Genomic DNA, 17,894 nt, shown 5'->3' on the forward strand with positions numbered 1-17,894 from the left:
TGATTATATAATGAACAAGACAGAGCTATACGCGGAACTGAACCGCGATTTCCAGGCATTAATGGCAGGAGAGACCAGTTTTCTGGCCACGCTGGCGAACACCAGCGCACTGTTATACGAACGTCTTTCGCAAGTGAACTGGGCCGGGTTTTACCTGCTTGAGGGCGATACGCTGGTATTAGGTCCGTTTCAGGGCAAAATTGCCTGTGTACGAATCCCGGTGGGGCGCGGTGTGTGCGGCGCAGCCGTTGCCCACAATCAGGTGCAGCGGGTTGACGACGTTCACGCCTTTGATGGTCACATCGCCTGCGATGCGGCCAGTAATGCGGAAATTGTCCTGCTATTAACCGTCAATGGTCATATTATTGGCGTGCTGGACATCGACAGTACGGCGTTTGGGCGCTTCACCGCTGAGGATGAAGAGGGGCTTCGCCGGCTCGTTGCGCAGCTTGAAACCGTGCTTGCAATGACGGATTACAAAAAATTCTTTGCGAGCGTCGCAGGATAATCAACGGATAACGTAGCAATTACTGATGGCGTCATTATAATGACGCCTGTTCATGCCTGCTGCTTGTTGGCTACGTCCGTTGTAATCAGGAAATTTCATGGAAAATCAACCTAAGTTGAATAGCAGTAAAGAAGTCATCGCGTTTTTGGCCGAGCGTTTTCCGCAGTGTTTTAGTGCGGAAGGCGAAGCGCGCCCACTGAAAATTGGCATTTTTCAGGATCTGGTAGAGCGTATTGAGGGCGAAATGAACCTCAGCAAAACGCAACTTCGTTCCGCTTTACGTCTCTATACTTCAAGCTGGCGTTATCTGTACGGCGTTAAGCCGGGCGCAACGCGTGTCGATCTCGACGGCAACCCGTGCGGTGAGCTGGATGAGCAGCACGTTGAACATGCGCGTAAGCAGCTTGAAGAAGCGAAAGCTCGCGTTCAGGCGCAGCGTGCAGAACAGCAAGCGAAAAAACGTGAAGCTGCCGCTGCTGCAGGGGAAACTGAAGACGCCCCGCGTCGTGAACGTAAGCCGCGTCCTGCACCACGCCGCAAAGAAGCGACTGAGCGTAAACCGCGTGCTGAAAAACCTGCCGCGAAAGCGCCTCGTGCACCTCGTGAAGAGAAATTGACTCCGGTTTCGGATATTTCAGCGCTGAGCGTTGGACAGTCTCTGAAGGTGAAAGCGGGCAACGATGCGATGGATGCCACCGTATTAGAAATCACCAAAGATGGCGTCCGTGTACAGCTGAATTCGGGTATGTCTTTGATTGTACGCGCAGAACACCTGGTGTTCTGAAACGGAGGCCAGGCCTGGCATGAACACATTTTTTAGGCTTACCGCGTTAGCTGGCCTGCTTGCAATAGCAGGCCAGACCTTCGCAGTGGACGACATTACGCGTGCCGATCAGATTCCTGTTCTTAAGGAAGAAACCCAGCACGCGACGGTGAGTGAACGCGTCACGTCGCGTTTTACGCGTTCTCACTACCGTCAGTTCGATCTCGATTCGGCCTTTTCCGCCAAAATTTTCGACCGCTATCTGAATTTACTCGACTACAGCCACAACGTGCTGTTGGCGGGGGATGTCGAACAGTTTGCGAAGAAGAAAGGGCAACTGGGTGACGAATTGCGTTCGGGTAAGCTCGACGTTTTTTACGATCTCTATAATCTGGCGCAAAAACGCCGCTTCGAGCGTTTTCAGTACGCACTGAAAGTGCTGGAACGTCCGATGGACTTCACCGGGACTGACACCTTCAATCTCGATCGCAGCAAAGCACCCTGGCCAAAAGATGAGGCTGAGCTGAATGCGCTGTGGGACGGCAAGGTGAAGTTCGATGAGTTAAGTCTGAAACTGACCGGCAAAGACGATAAAGAAATTCGTGAGACGCTGACGCGTCGTTATAAATCCGCGATCCGTCGTCTGACGCAAACTAACAGTGAAGATGTCTTCTCACTGGCGATGACCGCGTTTGCGCGGGAAATCGATCCGCATACCAACTATCTCTCGCCACGCAATACCGAGCAGTTTAATACCGAGATGAGCCTGTCCCTTGAAGGGATTGGTGCCGTGCTGCAAATGGACGATGACTATACGGTCATTAACTCCATGGTGGCTGGCGGTCCGGCGGCGAAGAGCAAGGCGATTAGCGTCGGCGATCGCATTGTTGGTGTGGGTCAGACCGGTAAGAGCATGGTCGATGTGATCGGCTGGCGCCTGGATGATGTGGTTGCGCTTATCAAAGGGCCAAAAGGCAGCAAGGTTCGTCTTGAAGTTCTGCCTGCCGGCAAAGGCACAAAAACCCGTATTGTCACACTGACGCGTGAGCGTATCCGTCTGGAAGACCGCGCCGTTAAAATGTCTGTGAAGACGGTAGGTAAAGAGAAAGTCGGCGTACTGGATATCCCGGGCTTCTACGTTGGCCTGACTGACGATGTCAAAGTTCAGTTGCAGAAACTGGAAAAACAGAACGTCAGCAGCATCGTCATCGATCTGCGGACCAACGGCGGCGGGGCGCTGACGGAGGCTGTTTCGCTGTCCGGTCTGTTTATTCCTTCCGGTCCGGTGGTTCAGGTTCGTGACAACAACGGTAAAGTCCGTGAGGACAGCGATACCGATGGTGTTGTGTATTACAAAGGCCCGCTGGTGGTTCTGGTCGATCGCTTCAGCGCGTCGGCATCGGAAATTTTCGCCGCGGCCATGCAGGATTACGGTCGTGCGCTGATTGTTGGTGAGCCGACTTTCGGTAAAGGTACCGTGCAGCAGTATCGTTCGCTGAATCGTATTTACGATCAGATGCTCCGTCCAGAATGGCCCGCACTGGGCTCCGTTCAGTACACGATCCAGAAGTTCTATCGTGTGAATGGCGGCAGTACTCAGCGTAAAGGCGTCACGCCGGATATCATCATGCCGACGGGGAATGAAGAGACCGAAACCGGTGAGAAATTTGAAGATAATGCGTTGCCGTGGGATAGCATCGATGCCGCAACGTATGTGAAATCAGACGATCTGACGCCGTTCGGCCCTGAATTACTCAAAGATCATAACGCGCGTATCGCGCAGGATCCTGAGTTCCAGTACATCATGAAGGATATCGCCCGTTTCAATGCGATGAAGGATAAACGCAACATCGTATCTCTGAATTACGCACAGCGTGAAAAAGAGAATAACGAAGATGATGCGCTGCGCCTGGCGCGAATCAATGACCGGTTTAAACGAGAAGGAAAACCGGTTCTGAAGAAACTGGACGACCTGCCAAAAGATTACCAGGAACCGGATCCGTATCTTGATGAAACGGTGAAGATTGCGCTGGATCTGGCGACGCTCGAGAAAGCGAAGCCCGCGGTACAACCGACCGCAACGAAATAACCTCATACAGGCACAAGAAATTGTGCCTGTTTTTTTAACAAGCGCATGAAGTCGTCAGCCTGATGCAGAAAAATGTAAAGTTGTGTCTTTCTGGTGACTTACCGGGCATTGATGCTTGAAAATAGCCGTACGACCCATACGATGTGGGTAATCGCATAGTGCGTTTTGTTAAGTTGAGGTTAAAAGAAAATTATGATGCGAATCGCGCTTTTCCTGTTGACGAACCTGGCCGTCATGGTCGTTTTCGGGCTGGTGCTGAGCCTGACAGGGATTCAGTCGAGCAGCGTTCAGGGCCTGATGATTATGGCGCTGCTGTTCGGTTTCGGTGGTTCCTTCGTTTCACTGCTGATGTCAAAGTGGATGGCCTTACGCTCCGTCGGTGGGGAAGTGATCGAGCAACCGCGTAACGAAAGAGAGCGTTGGTTGATGAATACGGTCGCCACGCAGGCGCGTCAGGCCGGTATCGCCATGCCGCAGGTCGCTATCTACCATGCGCCGGACATTAACGCGTTTGCCACCGGGGCGCGCCGTGATGCCTCTCTGGTTGCGGTCAGTACCGGTCTGCTGCAAAACATGAGCCCGGATGAAGCTGAAGCCGTTATTGCTCACGAAATTAGCCATATCGCGAACGGTGACATGGTTACCATGACGCTGATCCAGGGGGTTGTGAACACCTTTGTTATCTTCATCTCGCGCATTCTGGCGCAGATCGCCGCTGGTTTTCTCGGTGGTAACCGTGATGAAGGCGAAGGCAGCAATGGCAACCCGATGATCTACTTTGCGGTCGCAATGGTACTGGAACTGGTGTTCGGTATTCTGGCGAGCATCATTACCATGTGGTTCTCTCGTCACCGTGAATTCCACGCTGATGCGGGGTCCGCCAAACTGGTCGGCCGTGAAAAGATGATTGCTGCGCTTCAGCGTCTGAAAACCAGCTACGAACCGCAGGAAGCATCCAGCATGATGGCCTTCTGTATCAATGGTAAAGGTAAATCGCTGAGCGAACTGTTTATGACTCACCCGCCGCTGGATAAACGTATCGAAGCGCTGCGCAGTGGGGAATACCTGAAGCAAGCCTGTCGGTAAGAAGAGAAAGCGCGTCCATGGACGCGCTTTTTTTACGCCTGTGCCCGGGGCTGTGTGATGCGTAGACCGCTCACCACCGCTGCCACGGTCGCCAGAATCCCTGCCATCAGCAAAGAAACATGCGTGCCGTTATCTCCGAACTGGTTCAACAACAGCGCAACCAACGCCGCACCTGAGCTTTGTCCTAACAGACGGGCGGTGCCCAGCATGCCGCTGGCGCCGCCGCTGCGTTCACGTGGCGCAGAGGTGATGATCGTGTGGTTATTGGGGGATTGAAATAAACCAAACCCGGCACCGCAGAGAATCATCGGCCAGATGATATTCAGATCGGACGGCACGGCAGGAAGTAATACCAGGGCAAACAGTCCACTTGCCATCACCAGCAGGCCCAGCGCGCCCAGTAAACCGGCATGGACGCGTTCAATCAGATACCCGGCCAGCGGCGCCATGACCATCGTTGCCAGCGGCCAGGGGGTGAGTAACAAACCGGTTTCTACTTCACTCCGCCCCAGTACCGTTTGCAGATAGAAGGGCAGGGAGACCATCGCCAGCATCTGCGCGCAGAAAGAGCAGATTGAGGTGCCAATCGACAGTGAAAAAAGAGGAATACGCAGCAGGTCGACCGGCAATAATGGTACCGGTAATGAAAGCTGACGACGGATAAAGAAATAGCCCACCACCATCATTGCCGCCACTTCGGCCCCGATCAGCGTCATGGGTTGTCCCTGTGCAAAACCACTCAGTGCGGTGATCAACAGACCAAACGTCAGCGCATTCATCACGGCGCTGGGGAGGTCAAAACGCGGTTTATTGCTGCGTGAGCCATTAGGCGGCAGAAAGCGCATTGCCAGGATCAACGCAATAATCCCTAACGGCACATTGATCAGAAACAGCCATTTCCACGAGGCAATTGAGAGGATAGCGGCCGCGATGGTTGGGCCTGCGGCCGCAGAGACGGCAACGATAAAGGAGTTGATACCCATCCCGCGACCCAGATGGCGCTGAGGATAAATCAGACGAATCAACGCCGTGTTGACGCTCATCAGCGCCGCGCCGCCGAACCCCTGAACGACACGCGCTATCGTCAACATTTGTAGCGAGTCCGCGAGAGCGCAAAACAGTGAGGCCAGCAGAAAAACCACTAGTCCGCATTTGTAGATGCGTCGATAGCCAAACATATCGCCGAGAAACGACAGCGACAGTAACGAGACGACAATGGCGATCTGATAGGCGTTGACGACCCATATTGAGCTGGCGGCGGAGGCGTGTAAGTCAGTGGCTATCGTGGGGAGCGCCACGTTGGCAATGGCACCGTCCAGTACGGCCATCGAAATACCAATAACGATGGTTAAAATAGCACCATATCGCTGTGGAAGCGGCAGGCCGTCGGCCTGGGATTTATTCATGTGATTGATAGTTTTTGCGAAGAATATGATCAGGGTAGTGATTTTAGCATTGATATTCAGGCTTTATATCGCAGATTTGTAACGAAGTAAGCAAAGATGGATTGCGGGGGCCTGGCCATGAAATTATAATAAAAAATCGTTCTGATTTTTATAAAACACTCGTAATGAGGTGATAGATGGCTAACGCAGATCTGGATAAACAGCCTGATTCTGTATCTTCCGTGCTGAAGGTTTTTGGCATTCTGCAGGCGCTGGGTGAAGAGCGCGAAATAGGGATTACCGAGTTATCACAACGCGTCATGATGTCAAAAAGCACCGTTTATCGCTTTTTACAGACCATGAAAACACTGGGATATGTGTCACAGGAAGGTGAATCCGAGAAGTATTCTCTGACGCTGAAACTGTTTGAACTGGGCGCTCGCGCGCTACAGAATGTTGACCTTATCCGCAGTGCGGACATCCAGATGCGTGAACTCTCTCGTCTGACGAAAGAGACGGTGCACCTCGGCGCGCTGGACGAAGACAGCATCGTCTACATTCATAAGATTGATTCGATGTACAACCTGCGCATGTATTCGCGTGTGGGTCGCCGCAACCCGCTTTACAGCACCGCGATTGGTAAAGTGCTGCTGGCCTGGCGCGATCGTGACGAAGTGAAGCAGATTCTGGACGGCGTTGAGTACAAGCGCAGTACCGGGCGCACTATCACCACCACGGAAGCATTGCTGCCGGTGCTGGATAAAGTCCGCGAACAGGGTTATGGCGAAGATAACGAAGAACAAGAAGAAGGTTTACGCTGCATTGGCGTACCGGTATTCGATCGTTTCGGCGTCGTGATTGCGGGGCTGAGTATCTCCTTCCCCACGCTGCGTTTTTCTGAAGAAAAACTGCATGACTACGTTTCGATGCTGCATACCGCGGCGCGTAAAATCTCTGAGCAGATGGGTTACAACGATTATCCGTTCTGACGATGTCATGCTGTCGATAGTAAAGAAACGGCCGGCATTTTCGCCGGCCGCTTTAATCCTGTGACATTCTGCTTAAGCAATACGCCAGGCGCGACTCACGACGATGGGATATTAACCGTTATCGACGACCACGGTACTCTTGCGCAATATCGGACAATCCGTTAATCCGATGATACCGCTATCGGTATGAACATATTGCGCGGTGGCGGTTCCTCGCGCGGTGAGATACTTGCATTGCAACCCCAGCCCGGCAGCATTCTCCTGACTGCCTATCAGCACACCATACCCACTGAGTAATAATCCAATCCATACAAGCGCAAACAACACGATAGCGCGAATAATCAAACGCATTATGACCTCTTTTCTTCTATAAGTTAGATTGAGCTTAGCGCTTACGCTCATTGATACAAGTAAATGATTCTTAAAAAATCGCGAATGTCTGCTGTAGTTAGTCCTGGTTTAAGATACGCATGATAATTTGGTGGCATAAGATGTTGATGCGGAGAGTGGAGTGAAAAAGTTTCGATGGATAATTCTGGTGGTGGTAGTGCTTGTGTGTCTGCTGCTGTGGGCCCAGGTGTTCAACATCATGTGTGACCAGGATGTACAATTTTTCAGCGGAATTTGCGCCATCAATAAATTTATCCCCTGGTGAGATCATTTTTTCATCCGTTGATTTCCTTCCTGTGGCGCGGTGGTAAAATGGCGCGTCTACATTGAGGTGGTGAAATGAACGAAGTCCTGAATTCCGGCGTGCTTAATTTTGCGTCGTTGATTGTATCGGTGGGGGTTCTGGTTGTTGGGCTGGTGCTGTGGTTCTTTATCAACCGTGCGAGCTCGCGAACCAATGAGCAGATTGAGCTGCTTGAAGCGTTGTTAGACCAGCAGAGGCGACAAAATGCACTATTGCGTCGTCTCTGTGAAGCGAACGAGCCGGAAAAAGTGGCAGAGGCATCGCCTAAGGCTAATGACCCGCAAGAGGATGAGGATATCATCCGTCTGGTCGCAGAACGTTAATCCTCGTGTAACAGGAAGCGAAGGGGCTGGCGTCTCGCCAGTCTTTCCTTCCTGGTTTGTTATCCTGCACCCTATTAGTGCAGTCGCATGCCGCTTCGCTATATCCGTTCCTTCTTGTGTCATTGTGCGAGTTATTGCCAGCACACACGTAATTATATTTTTCCATACGTTAATAATGTGATCTTCCCCGTTTTGTGAGAATGATCGGCTTTATAATAAGCGAAACGTTTCTTTCACTATTTTTGTGCATTGTCATCATTCTTTCATTAAATGAGTGCATAAGAACAGTAGATATCAAGATGGAGCGAAATGTGGCGTTATTATGATATCGGGCCATTTTGCGTTGAAACAAATTATGCATAACAAAGCAGAATTTGTGATAACCGCAGATTGCTACGTTTTGACATCGCAACGATCTGGAAGTCGCGAAATTATTGAGCTATGGTTGAAAAGATCCCGCCGCGCTGCGGGTCTGGTAAGGGCTCAGCGAGCGCGCGGGAATATATCGGCTTGAGGATTGACGCATAACTGTGCAGATACTCTGTATCGACTGGCGAGATTTGTGCGACCGATCGAGACACGTTTAAAAATGGCTTGCCATAATTAACGTTGTATGTGATAACACGTTTTGGGTTAAACGAGGTACAGTTCTGTTTATGTGTGGCATTTTCAGTAAAGAAGTCCTGAGTAAACACGTTGTCGTTGAATACCGCTTCTCTGCCGAGCCTTATATTAGTGCCTCAAGCAGTAATGTCTCAGTTTTATCTATGTTATGCCTGCGGGCGAAGAAAACACTCTAAGGAATTTTGCAAATGGCAAAGATTAAAGGTCAAGTTAAGTGGTTCAACGAGTCTAAAGGTTTTGGCTTTATTACTCCGGCTGATGGCAGCAAAGACGTGTTCGTACACTTCTCCGCTATCCAGGGTAATGGCTTCAAAACTCTGGCTGAAGGCCAGAACGTTGAGTTCGAAATTCAGGACGGCCAGAAAGGTCCGGCTGCTGTTAACGTAACAGCTATCTGATCGACACCACTGATTTGAAGCGCATCTGCGCATCAACCTCAGATTTAAAGCCTCGCTGATGCGGGGCTTTTTCATTCATCTTCCTTCAAAGTATGTCTGAATGCCTCCTCCGTTAGCGCTTTGTTGCAAAGCCGTGATGTTATTAGCATAGTTTTCACCGCTTTCCCGCCGTTATTCCCGTTAAATCAGTCACCTGAATATCATGTTTGCCGGAGAACAGGTGAAAAAGAAAAATGATGGTACGGTGCGAAGTTTCACACCGCTGCGTTTTGCGCTGCTTTGTATCGCCATATTGCTGAGCCTGGGACTGTTGCTAGGGCGCGTTGCCTGGTTGCAGATTGTTGAACCCGACCGTCTGGTCAAACAAGAAGATATGCGCTCATTGCGTGAAGTCACCACGGCATCGCCGCGTGGAATGATCACCGATCGGCAGGGGCGACCATTGGCGGTCAGCGTACCGGTGAATGCGGTGTGGGCTGACCCCCACACGTTATTGAGCAAAGGAGGCGTAGGCGACAACGAACGCTGGCAGGCGCTGGCCAACACGCTACATCTTTCACTCACGAACCTGGCGGCGCGCGTTAACCACGATCCGTCGGCAAGGTTTATCTATCTTGCGCGTCAGGTCTCTCCTCAACAGGCGCAGTGGATCGATAAGCTGAACCTGCCCGGCATCAATTTGCGCGAAGAGTCCCGGCGCTTTTATCCGGCAGGACATGTCGCGGCGAATCTGATTGGTTTCACCAATATCGACGGGCAGGGCATTGAAGGGGTTGAGAAAAGTTTTAACGCACAGTTAATCGGAAAGCCGGGCTGCCGCCTGGTCCGCAAAGATAAATTCGGTCACGTGATTGAAAACATCACGGAAGTTAATCCTGTGCCGGCGCATGAACTACAACTCAGCATTGATGAGCGGCTGCAGACCGTCACCGAGGATGCGCTGGACAATGCGGTTAGCTGGAACAAAGCGGAATCCGGCGCCGCCGTGCTGGTGAACGTTGCCACTGGCGAGATCCTGGCGATGGCCAGCTTCCCCGATTTTAACCCGAACAATCGTGATGGTGCGGTGCTTGATGATTTTCGCAATCGTGCGATTAGCGATACTTTCGAGCCGGGCTCGACGGTGAAACCGCTGGTTATCATGACGGCGCTTGAGCAAGGGATTGTCCAGCCTGATAGCGTGATCGACACGCATCCGTTTTACCTCGACGGGCATCGGATTCGCGATGTGGGCTTTTATCCGGAACTGACGCTGACCGGCATTTTGCAAAAATCGAGTGACACCGGGGTTTCGCATCTTTCATTAGCAATGCCCGTCCAGCGTGTCGTCGATACCTATCGCCGCTTTGGCTTTGGTCAACCCACGGGGCTGGGACTCACCGGTGAGAGCCAGGGGGTGATGCCGCAACGTCGTTACTGGAGCGATCTGGATCGCGCGACCTTTGCCTTTGGCTACGGCCTGATGGTGACGCCGCTGCAACTGGCGCACGTCTATGCCACGATTGGCAGTTTTGGCCTGTACCGACCACTCTCTATCACGCGCATCGACCCGCCCGTTATCGGCAAGCGTGTCATGTCGGAAGCGCTGGTCAGACAGGTGGCGCACATGATGGAAAGCGTCGCCCTGCCGGGGGGCGGTGGGACGAAGGCGGCGGTCCGGGATTATCGCGTGGCGGTTAAAACCGGGACGGCGAAGAAGATCGGCGCTGACGGTAAATACATTGATAAATATGTGGCTTACACCGCAGGGGTGGCACCGGCAAGCAACCCGAAGTTTGCGCTGGTGGTAGTGATCAACGATCCGCAGAACGGGGCCTATTACGGTGGCGCGGTGTCGGCACCGGTTTTCAGCCAGATAATGGGCGATGTGCTGCGACTGGAAAACGTCAAACCGGATGGGATGCCCGCCGACTCCAGCCATTTGCTGGTGATGCAGAGCAATTCGCCGACACACTCCACGCGCTAAGTGATTCTCCCGGGGCGTAAATCGCGTTACACTTGCGCCCTGAATTTACCTGCCGGAGTTGTTATGTCGTTTTCCTGTCCACTTTGTCACCAGCCCCTTGCGCACGTTAATAACAGTTTTATCTGTCCGCAGCGGCATCAGTTTGATGTGGCAAAAGAGGGATACGTTAACCTGTTGCCGGTACAGCATAAGCGTTCACGCGATCCGGGCGACAGCGCGGAGATGATGCAGGCACGGCGTGCGTTTCTGGATGCCGGACATTATCAACCCTTGCGTGATGCTATTGTTGAGCAGCTTTCCGCGCGTCTCGACGCGTCGGCAACCTCGATTCTTGATATCGGCTGTGGGGAAGGGTATTACACTCATGCCTTTGCCGGTGCGTTGCCGACGGCGACCACCTATGGACTGGACGTGGCGAAAGTGGCTATTAAAGCGGCGGCCAGACGCTATCCGCAGGTAACATTCTGCGTCGCCTCAAGCCATCGTTTGCCGTTTGCAGATGCAAGCCAGGACGCCATTGTGCGGATTTACGCGCCGTGTAAAGCGCAAGAGCTGGCGCGCGTGGTCAAACCGCAGGGGTGGGTGATGACGGCAACGCCGGGACCGCGCCATTTAATGGAGCTGAAAGGGTTGATTTACGATGAGGTCCGACTCCATGCGCCGCATGCTGAGCAACTGGAAGGGTTCACCCTGCTGGAGGATATCGCACTGGCGTATCCGATGCGCCTGAACGGAAAGGAAGCGGTAGCGTTATTGCAGATGACGCCTTTTGCCTGGCGGGCAAAGCCGGAGGTCTGGGAACGTCTGGCAAGTACAGAAGTGTTTAACTGCCAGACAGATTTTCGTCTTCACCTCTGGCAGCGTGCGGATTAACCGTGAAAGTGCGTCCAGAGGATCTGGACGCCGATACCGATCAGTACCACCCCGCCCAGAATTTCAGCCCGTTTGCCAAGCAGCGGGCCAATGAAGCGACCAATCATCATCCCCAGTGTGGACATGATAAGCGTGGCACAGCCAATAGCCAGTGCCGTCGCGATAATATTGACCTGTAAGAACGCCAGACCCACGCCGACCGCCATAGCGTCGAGGCTAGTGGCGATAGCGGTGGTGACCAGTAACCAGAAACCGTGACGGCGCAGTGGTTCATCATCTTCATTATCCGCGCCGCGAAATCCCTCAATGATCATTCGTCCGCCCAGAAAGACCAGCAGGATGAAAGCAATCCAGTGATTCCATTCCAGCACGAATTTGCTGGCTAACATACCGAGCGCCCAGCCGATTAGCGGCGTTAATGTTTCAACTGCGCCAAAGATTAAACCGGTACGCAGGGCTTCAGAGAATTTGGGTTTATGCAGGGTAGCGCCTTTGCCAATTGATGCGGCAAAAGCATCCATCGACATGCCAAAAGCGAGAATAATAGTGGCGGTGATATTCATGACAGCGTCCTGACCGGGGTTTCCATAAAACACACCACTGCCCCCAGTAAACATGCACACCTGAACCCGGGGTTCATACAGTATGCATAGCAGTTGATGTGCCTATGGTCTCGCCTGACTGAAAGAGATTTCAGTCCGTACGTGCCACGTTTTGCAACGAGTATGTTGACACGTACATTTCCGGAGTCTGGAAATCGGCTACTCCCCAAATGACGGCGCAACCTTAACATATTTTGAGAATATAAAACAACAACGGAGAAATATTATTTGATCTCTAGTTGAAAACGATTTTCATTTGGGTTTATTGGTAGATAGAACGTTAAAATAAATAACATTTGCGCTGTCGTATTATAGCCTTAGCTATGTTTTTAACTGCAAGTAAATTGCGAAAAATAAAGCCCAGGCTATATCTCTAACTTACTGATAGGAAACGAGAAGTTTATATATCTTTTCCAGATCGTCGATATTCCGTACACGAATAAGCAGACGCCGTTGCTCTAATTGCATCACCAGAACACCATCTTCCGATAAATTCATCGCTTTAATGCGGTTATATTCTATCCAGACGTTGGCGAAGAAAAATCCATCCTGTTTGAAGAGGATCTTAGGGACCCGGATCCAGAAAATATAAAACCCCATTAAGGCCAGAGCACATAATAACCAGGTGGTGATGATTGCCCCATGGCTGGTGACATTGTTGTAGATAAGAATTGCGATGAGGCCAATGAAGATGATGCTGTCGACGCGGCTTCGGCGCAGCAGGGGAATCGCAAGCAAAGTCGGGCCATTGCGGCGTGGCATGATGAACTGATCGTAAATGGCATAAGCCAGTAACGCGGCAATAAAGAAAACCAGCACCAGGTCCGTGATAGTCATTGAGCCTTGTTCCTCCAGATAAAAAAAGGGGCCTTATAGGCCCCGGTAGTGTACTACAGTCTTACAGACCCAACAGGCCGAGCGCATAACCCGCGATACCGATGACAAAGAAGCCAACGATAATCCACAGTGGGTTGACTTTCTTACGCAGCAGCCACATACAGGCGAAGGTCAGCAGCAGCGGAACCAGACCCGGCATCAACTGGTCGAGAATGGTCTGTACGGTGGTAACACGTGTCTGCCCATCCTGACCGGTGATAGTTGAAACCACCAGCGGGATGTTTACATGCGTCCACTTGTTCACCAACGCCCCCATGACAAACAGGCCGAGGATTGACGCCCCCTCAGTCAGTTTTTGCAGGAATCCGCCGCCCATATCTTTAACGATATCGACACCTTTGCGATAACCGTAGGCGACACCGTAGTAACGGGTCAGCAGACGGACTGCGTTGAACAGAATGAAGAACAGCAAGGGACCGAGCAGGCTGCCGCTCATCGCGATACCCGCACCTAACGCGGCGAATACCGGACGCACAGTACCCCAGAAAATCGGGTCGCCCACGCCTGCCAACGGGCCCATCAGACCGACTTTGATACCGTTAATGGCACCATCGTCAATTTCTGCGCCGTTAGCACGCTGTTCTTCCATCGCCAGCGTTACGCCGAGCACCGGCGCGGCTATATACGGATGGGTGTTAAAGAATTCCAGGTGACGCTTGATGGCTTGCTTACGCGCATCGTTGTTCTCTGGATACAGGCGACGGATAGCCGGTACCATGGAGAAGCAGAAACCCAGCGCCTGCATACGTTCGAAGTTCCATGAACCCTGAAACAGGTTAGAACGAATGAACACGCCACGAATGTCACTCTGTGTGAGTTTTTTCTCAGTGGTAGTTTTAGTCATATCAACCATTTCGCTCACCTGCTAGTCCAGTTCGTTATCGAGGGAGTTGTCACCCGCAGCCTGTGCTGGTGCACCCGCCACGCGGTTATATTTCGGGCTCAGTTGGATGTAGAGGATGGCCATGACCGCACCAATCACACCCAGAGCAACCAGGTTGAAGTTAGTAAATGCCGCAGTCACGAAGCCGAGGTAGAAGAACGGCATCAGGTAGCCTGCACGCATCATGTTGATAACCATCGCGTAACCGACCACAACGATCATGCCACCGGCGATGTTCAGACCGCCAGTCACCACTTCCGGAATCGCATTCAGCATGCCCTGAACTTCGCTGGTGCCTACGGAAATCGCAACGATAACCGCCGGGATAGCGATACGCATCGCCTGCAGGAACAGGGAAGAGACATGCAGCCAGGAGAGCGCTGTCAGGTTACCGTTTTCCGCCGCTTTATCCGCCGCGTGCTGGAATGCCACGGTGATAGTACGAACGATGATCGTCAGAACCTGGCCTGCTGCAGCCAGCGGAATCGCCAGCGCGATACCGGCACCGATGCTTTGGTGACCCGCAATAACCAGAACGGTAGAGATAATGGACGCCAGTGCGGCATCAGGTGCAACGGCAGCACCGATGTTCATCCAGCCAAGGGCGATCATTTCCAGGGTACCACCGATGATAATACCGGTTTTCATATCCCCGAGAACGGCACCAATCAGCGTACAGGCCACCAGTGGGCGGTGGAACTGAAATTCATCGAGTACCGACTCCATACCCGCGATACATGCGACGATGAACACCAGCACAATCTGAAGAGTGGTAATCTCCATTGTACTTCTCCTATTGCTATAACAGCCTTAAGTGTGAAAGCTCATTCAATGCCAGGGGTTACTTGCCCACTTTGGCAATCAAATCCATCATTTTCAGTTTCTGATCGGTTGACACTTTACGCGCCTCAAGCTCAATACCGCGGGCATTAAGTTTGTTAAAGGCTTCGATGTCTTTCTCATCGACAGAGATGGCGTTGTTGACCTGCGTTTTACCCTGACGGAAAGCCATGCCGCCAATGTTTACGGAGGTGATTTTTACGCCGCCTTCGACAATGCGTTCAACATCGGTCGGATTGGTGAACAGCAGCATTACACGTTCGCCCGCGTATTTCGGGTTGTTGTAAACGCGAATCATCTTGGCAACATCCACCACGTGAGCGGTCACGCCAGGAGGCGCCACCTGCGTCAACAGCGTTTTACGCACGGTGTCTGCCGCCACTTCATCGCTGACTACGATAATGCGGGTCACGTTGGTTTCTTTGGTCCAGCGGGTAGCCACCTGACCATGGATCAAACGGTCATCAATACGGGCAAGACCGATTTGCATATAATCGTTCGGTCCCATTGGTTTTGCCGGGGCCGCGGCTTTGGGGGCCGTTGCGACGGGGGCAGGGGCGGCTTTTTCCACCGGTTTCGCTTTCAGCGCTTTCACGCCTTCGCGACCGGTTTCAACTGCCAGCGCGACCAGTTCATCGAAGCTTGGGTTGTCGTCACGCGCCATCAGCGTTTCGACCAGCATAGGGATGTTCACCCCGGCAATCACTTCATGCTGTTCTTTGTCGACGACAATGCGGCTGGCAGCGTTGAACGGACTGCCTCCCCATGTATCGACGAGAAACAGCACGCCGTTACTGGTATCGAGTTTTGCCAACTGAGCGTTGTACTTTTCAATCAGCGTTTCGGCATTTTCGCCGGGCACGAAATCGATCCAGCCGACGTTTTCCTGCTCGCCTAACAGCATTTCTGCTGTCTTGAGTAACTGCTCTGCAGCCCAACCATGTGTGCCTATAACAATAGCAATGGTCACTTGCTACCTCCTTTATTATCGTTAACACATCAACGTGAGAGATGTATTTGAATCGCCGTCCGCAACAGAATCGATTCAGATAAGGGTTACAATGAAAAACATATGATGTCCTTGAATTATTTTAGATATCGAAAAAAATATTTTATGTGATGAAGATCCGTAATTTAGTTTTCGGCAATGAGAAATTTCGTAGAGTAAAATATCCCTGTTACAACACTTTGCAAAGGAAGGTAAATCTTTGCCAAAAACAGGTTGCCTCTGTTATGTTTACGTTCTGTTTAACTAACCAGGAGTATAGGGCACTAGCCCGCTGTATGGATCGTCACCGACGTCATTTCACTTTCAGGCCGCATCGCGCCTGCCAGTCTGGCATGTCTTGCCACACGTTTTATCTGCACTGTGTTTTATCGCCTGTTAACCATTCCTTAAGCAGGAGCTTGTCATGGAATTCTTAATGGACCCCTCGATTTGGGCGGGTTTGCTCACGCTTGTCGTCCTGGAAATTGTCCTGGGTATCGATAACCTGGTTTTTATTGCGATTCTTGCGGATAAGCTGCCGCCGAAGCAGCGTGACAAAGCGCGTCTGATTGGTTTATCCCTGGCGCTCGTGATGCGTCTGGCCTTGCTGTCTATTATTTCGTGGATGGTCACCCTGACCCAACCGCTGTTCACCGTCATGGATTTCACTTTCTCCGGTCGCGATCTGATCATGCTGCTGGGGGGTATCTTCCTGTTGTTTAAAGCCACGACGGAACTTCATGAACGGCTGGAAAACCGCGAACACGATTCCGGGCATGGTAAAGGTTATGCCAGTTTCTGGGTTGTCGTGACGCAGATCGTTATCCTGGATGCGGTATTCTCGCTGGATGCGGTGATTACTGCCGTCGGTATGGTGAACCATCTGCCTGTGATGATGGCGGCGGTTGTGATCGCGATGGCGGTGATGCTGCTGGCATCCAAGCCGCTGACGCGTTTCGTCAACCAACATCCGACGGTGGTGGTGCTCTGTCTGAGCTTCCTGCTGATGATTGGTCTGAGCCTGGTCGCCGAAGGTTTTGGTTTCCATATTCCGAAAGGCTACCTGTACGCCGCAATTGGCTTCTCGATCATTATCGAAGTGTTTAACCAGATTGCGCGTCGCAACTTTATTCGCCATCAGTCAACACTGCCGCTGCGTGCGCGCACGGCTGACGCGATCCTGCGTCTGATGGGGGGTAAACGTCAGGCGGCAGTAGCGCATGAATCCGACAGCCAGGCCGCCGTTCCGATCCCGGAAGGAGCATTTGCGGAAGAAGAACGCTATATGATTAACGGCGTGCTGACGCTGGCACAGCGCTCGCTGCGCGGCATCATGACTCCGCGCGGTGAAATCAGCTGGGTGGATGCTAATCTGAGCGTTGATGAGATCCGCGAGCAGTTGCTCTCCTCGCCGCACAGCCTGTTCCCGGTGTGTCGTGGCGAACTGGATGAGATCATCGGTATCGTGCGGGCGAAAGAGCTGCTGGTGGCGCTGGAAGAGGGCGTTGACGTCGCGGCTATTGCGTCGGCTACACCGGCTATCGTGGTGCCGGAAACGCTGGACCCTATCAACCTGTTGGGTGTCCTGCGTCGTGCACGCGGTAGCTTTGTTATCGTCACCAACGAATTTGGCGTGGTGCAGGGGCTGGTTACGCCACTGGATGTCCTTGAAGCCATTGCCGGTGAGTTCCCGGATGCTGATGAAACGCCGGAAATTACCGTTGACGGCGAAGGCTGGTTAGTCAAAGGCGGCACCGATCTGCATGCCCTGCAACAGGCGCTGGCGGTGGATAACCTGGTTGATGAAGACGAAGACATCGCCACGGTCGCGGGACTGGTGATTGCGGCTAAGGGTCACATTCCCCGTACGGGCGATGTGATCGAGGTTCCTCCGCTGAGCATTACCATTGTCGACGCTAATGACTACCGCGTGGATCTGGTGCGAATTGTTAAAGAACAACCTGCGCAAGAAGAAGAGGAATAATC

The 17,894-nt window shown here is 52.3% G+C and carries 20 protein-coding genes; 13 read left to right on the forward strand and 7 right to left on the reverse strand.

Annotation, left to right across the window (positions count from 1 at the left end; all coding sequences use genetic code 11):
- Nucleotides 1-10: 10 nt before the first annotated feature.
- The 4 genes from msrC (at nucleotide 11) to htpX (ending at nucleotide 4,446) form a co-directional block, all read left to right on the forward strand.
- Nucleotides 11-508 (forward strand): free L-methionine (R)-S-oxide reductase MsrC, encoded by a 498-nt coding sequence (gene msrC / locus OGW13_RS13870; protein ID WP_287116223.1) that lies wholly within the window; start codon nucleotides 11-13, stop codon nucleotides 506-508.
- Between the two features lie 97 nt (nucleotides 509-605).
- A complete protein-coding gene (proQ, locus tag OGW13_RS13875) occupies nucleotides 606-1,292 on the forward strand; it encodes an RNA chaperone ProQ (protein WP_043000397.1) in 687 nt (228 codons plus the stop codon).
- A gap of 19 nt (nucleotides 1,293-1,311) precedes the next feature.
- A complete protein-coding gene (gene prc, locus OGW13_RS13880; protein WP_043000398.1) occupies nucleotides 1,312-3,360 on the forward strand; it encodes a carboxy terminal-processing peptidase in 2,049 nt (682 codons plus the stop codon).
- A gap of 192 nt (nucleotides 3,361-3,552) precedes the next feature.
- The gene (gene htpX / locus OGW13_RS13885) at nucleotides 3,553-4,446 is read left to right on the forward strand and encodes a protease HtpX (RefSeq protein ID WP_287116224.1); all 894 of its coding nucleotides are present in this window, start codon (nucleotides 3,553-3,555) and stop codon (nucleotides 4,444-4,446) included.
- Nucleotides 4,447-4,478: 32 nt separating this feature from the next.
- Here htpX and OGW13_RS13890 read toward each other — a convergent pair whose 3' ends face one another.
- Complete coding sequence (locus tag OGW13_RS13890) at nucleotides 4,479-5,852, reverse strand: MFS transporter (RefSeq protein ID WP_287116225.1); 1,374 nt, start codon at nucleotides 5,850-5,852, stop codon at nucleotides 4,479-4,481.
- 176 nt (nucleotides 5,853-6,028) lie between these two features.
- Here OGW13_RS13890 and kdgR point away from each other — a divergent pair, with 176 nt between their 5' ends.
- Nucleotides 6,029-6,820 carry a DNA-binding transcriptional regulator KdgR gene (kdgR, locus tag OGW13_RS13895; protein WP_043000400.1) on the forward strand — a complete coding sequence of 264 codons (792 nt, stop codon included), beginning with the start codon at nucleotides 6,029-6,031 and terminating at the stop codon, nucleotides 6,818-6,820.
- A 111-nt stretch (nucleotides 6,821-6,931) separates the two neighbouring features.
- Here the strand turns inward: kdgR and OGW13_RS13900 are convergent, their stop codons facing one another.
- Nucleotides 6,932-7,171, reverse strand: a complete 240-nt coding sequence (locus OGW13_RS13900) for a YobH family protein (RefSeq protein WP_043001907.1) — start codon at nucleotides 7,169-7,171, stop codon at nucleotides 6,932-6,934.
- 160 nt (nucleotides 7,172-7,331) lie between these two features.
- Between OGW13_RS13900 and mgrB the strand changes: the two genes are divergently transcribed.
- The 6 genes from mgrB to rlmA all read left to right on the forward strand — a co-directional run bounded on the left by mgrB (nucleotide 7,332) and on the right by rlmA (nucleotide 11,698).
- Nucleotides 7,332-7,475 (forward strand): PhoP/PhoQ regulatory lipoprotein MgrB, encoded by a 144-nt coding sequence (gene mgrB, locus OGW13_RS13905; protein WP_042318479.1) that lies wholly within the window; start codon nucleotides 7,332-7,334, stop codon nucleotides 7,473-7,475.
- A gap of 74 nt (nucleotides 7,476-7,549) precedes the next feature.
- Nucleotides 7,550-7,837, forward strand: coding sequence for a YebO family protein (locus tag OGW13_RS13910; RefSeq protein WP_287116226.1), 288 nt, complete (start codon nucleotides 7,550-7,552; stop codon nucleotides 7,835-7,837).
- 656 nt (nucleotides 7,838-8,493) lie between these two features.
- Entirely contained in the window at nucleotides 8,494-8,637 is a 144-nt protein-coding gene (locus OGW13_RS13915) for a DUF2627 domain-containing protein (protein WP_043000402.1), read from the forward strand.
- Nucleotides 8,638-8,649: 12 nt separating this feature from the next.
- The gene (gene cspE / locus OGW13_RS13920; protein WP_001062678.1) at nucleotides 8,650-8,859 is read left to right on the forward strand and encodes a transcription antiterminator/RNA stability regulator CspE; all 210 of its coding nucleotides are present in this window, start codon (nucleotides 8,650-8,652) and stop codon (nucleotides 8,857-8,859) included.
- Between the two features lie 220 nt (nucleotides 8,860-9,079).
- On the forward strand, nucleotides 9,080-10,825 hold the full coding sequence (gene ftsI2, locus OGW13_RS13925) for a peptidoglycan DD-transpeptidase FtsI2/PBP3(PARA) (RefSeq protein ID WP_109740317.1): 1,746 nt from the start codon (nucleotides 9,080-9,082) through the stop codon (nucleotides 10,823-10,825).
- A gap of 63 nt (nucleotides 10,826-10,888) precedes the next feature.
- Nucleotides 10,889-11,698 (forward strand): 23S rRNA (guanine(745)-N(1))-methyltransferase, encoded by an 810-nt coding sequence (gene rlmA / locus OGW13_RS13930; RefSeq protein WP_044264753.1) that lies wholly within the window; start codon nucleotides 10,889-10,891, stop codon nucleotides 11,696-11,698.
- Here rlmA and mntP read toward each other — a convergent pair.
- The 5 genes from mntP to manX form a co-directional block, all read right to left on the reverse strand.
- A complete protein-coding gene (gene mntP, locus OGW13_RS13935; RefSeq protein WP_044264752.1) occupies nucleotides 11,695-12,261 on the reverse strand; it encodes a manganese efflux pump MntP in 567 nt (188 codons plus the stop codon). The genes rlmA and mntP overlap by 4 nt on opposite strands.
- A gap of 417 nt (nucleotides 12,262-12,678) precedes the next feature.
- Nucleotides 12,679-13,137, reverse strand: a complete 459-nt coding sequence (locus OGW13_RS13940) for a DUF986 family protein (RefSeq protein WP_061070018.1) — start codon at nucleotides 13,135-13,137, stop codon at nucleotides 12,679-12,681.
- A 61-nt stretch (nucleotides 13,138-13,198) separates the two neighbouring features.
- Entirely contained in the window at nucleotides 13,199-14,050 is an 852-nt protein-coding gene (locus OGW13_RS13945) for a PTS mannose transporter subunit IID (RefSeq protein WP_287116227.1), read from the reverse strand.
- A gap of 12 nt (nucleotides 14,051-14,062) precedes the next feature.
- On the reverse strand, nucleotides 14,063-14,863 hold the full coding sequence (locus OGW13_RS13950; protein ID WP_042318487.1) for a PTS mannose/fructose/sorbose transporter subunit IIC: 801 nt from the start codon (nucleotides 14,861-14,863) through the stop codon (nucleotides 14,063-14,065).
- A gap of 58 nt (nucleotides 14,864-14,921) precedes the next feature.
- Nucleotides 14,922-15,890 (reverse strand): PTS mannose transporter subunit IIAB, encoded by a 969-nt coding sequence (manX, locus tag OGW13_RS13955; protein ID WP_200050087.1) that lies wholly within the window; start codon nucleotides 15,888-15,890, stop codon nucleotides 14,922-14,924.
- 371 nt (nucleotides 15,891-16,261) lie between these two features.
- Between manX and OGW13_RS25890 the strand changes: the two genes are divergently transcribed.
- Together OGW13_RS25890 and yoaE are read left to right on the forward strand one after the other, a co-directional pair.
- A complete protein-coding gene (locus OGW13_RS25890; protein WP_371192182.1) occupies nucleotides 16,262-16,345 on the forward strand; it encodes a hypothetical protein in 84 nt (27 codons plus the stop codon).
- Entirely contained in the window at nucleotides 16,333-17,892 is a 1,560-nt protein-coding gene (gene yoaE / locus OGW13_RS13960) for a CNNM family cation transport protein YoaE (RefSeq protein WP_043000408.1), read from the forward strand. The genes OGW13_RS25890 and yoaE overlap by 13 nt, the downstream gene beginning before the upstream one ends.
- Nucleotides 17,893-17,894 lie beyond the last annotated feature (2 nt).

The organism is Citrobacter sp. Ca225, assembly GCF_030337175.1.
GTDB classification, from domain to species: domain Bacteria; phylum Pseudomonadota; class Gammaproteobacteria; order Enterobacterales; family Enterobacteriaceae; genus Citrobacter_A; species Citrobacter_A amalonaticus.

Coding starts and splice junctions, on each gene's coding strand:
- OGW13_RS13890 (WP_287116225.1), bottom strand. CDS start 5,852: ATGAATAAATCCCAGGCCGACGGCCTGCCGCTTCCACAGCGATATGGT.
- rlmA (WP_044264753.1), top strand. CDS start 10,889: ATGTCGTTTTCCTGTCCACTTTGTCACCAGCCCCTTGCGCACGTTAAT.
- OGW13_RS25890 (WP_371192182.1), top strand. CDS start 16,262: ATGTCTTGCCACACGTTTTATCTGCACTGTGTTTTATCGCCTGTTAAC.
- msrC (WP_287116223.1), top strand. CDS start 11: ATGAACAAGACAGAGCTATACGCGGAACTGAACCGCGATTTCCAGGCA.
- OGW13_RS13900 (WP_043001907.1), bottom strand. CDS start 7,171: ATGCGTTTGATTATTCGCGCTATCGTGTTGTTTGCGCTTGTATGGATT.
- htpX (WP_287116224.1), top strand. CDS start 3,553: ATGATGCGAATCGCGCTTTTCCTGTTGACGAACCTGGCCGTCATGGTC.
- prc (WP_043000398.1), top strand. CDS start 1,312: ATGAACACATTTTTTAGGCTTACCGCGTTAGCTGGCCTGCTTGCAATA.
- OGW13_RS13915 (WP_043000402.1), top strand. CDS start 8,494: ATGTGTGGCATTTTCAGTAAAGAAGTCCTGAGTAAACACGTTGTCGTT.
- OGW13_RS13950 (WP_042318487.1), bottom strand. CDS start 14,863: ATGGAGATTACCACTCTTCAGATTGTGCTGGTGTTCATCGTCGCATGT.
- OGW13_RS13910 (WP_287116226.1), top strand. CDS start 7,550: ATGAACGAAGTCCTGAATTCCGGCGTGCTTAATTTTGCGTCGTTGATT.
- yoaE (WP_043000408.1), top strand. CDS start 16,333: ATGGAATTCTTAATGGACCCCTCGATTTGGGCGGGTTTGCTCACGCTT.
- OGW13_RS13940 (WP_061070018.1), bottom strand. CDS start 13,137: ATGACTATCACGGACCTGGTGCTGGTTTTCTTTATTGCCGCGTTACTG.
- OGW13_RS13945 (WP_287116227.1), bottom strand. CDS start 14,050: ATGGTTGATATGACTAAAACTACCACTGAGAAAAAACTCACACAGAGT.
- proQ (WP_043000397.1), top strand. CDS start 606: ATGGAAAATCAACCTAAGTTGAATAGCAGTAAAGAAGTCATCGCGTTT.
- kdgR (WP_043000400.1), top strand. CDS start 6,029: ATGGCTAACGCAGATCTGGATAAACAGCCTGATTCTGTATCTTCCGTG.
- cspE (WP_001062678.1), top strand. CDS start 8,650: ATGGCAAAGATTAAAGGTCAAGTTAAGTGGTTCAACGAGTCTAAAGGT.
- mntP (WP_044264752.1), bottom strand. CDS start 12,261: ATGAATATCACCGCCACTATTATTCTCGCTTTTGGCATGTCGATGGAT.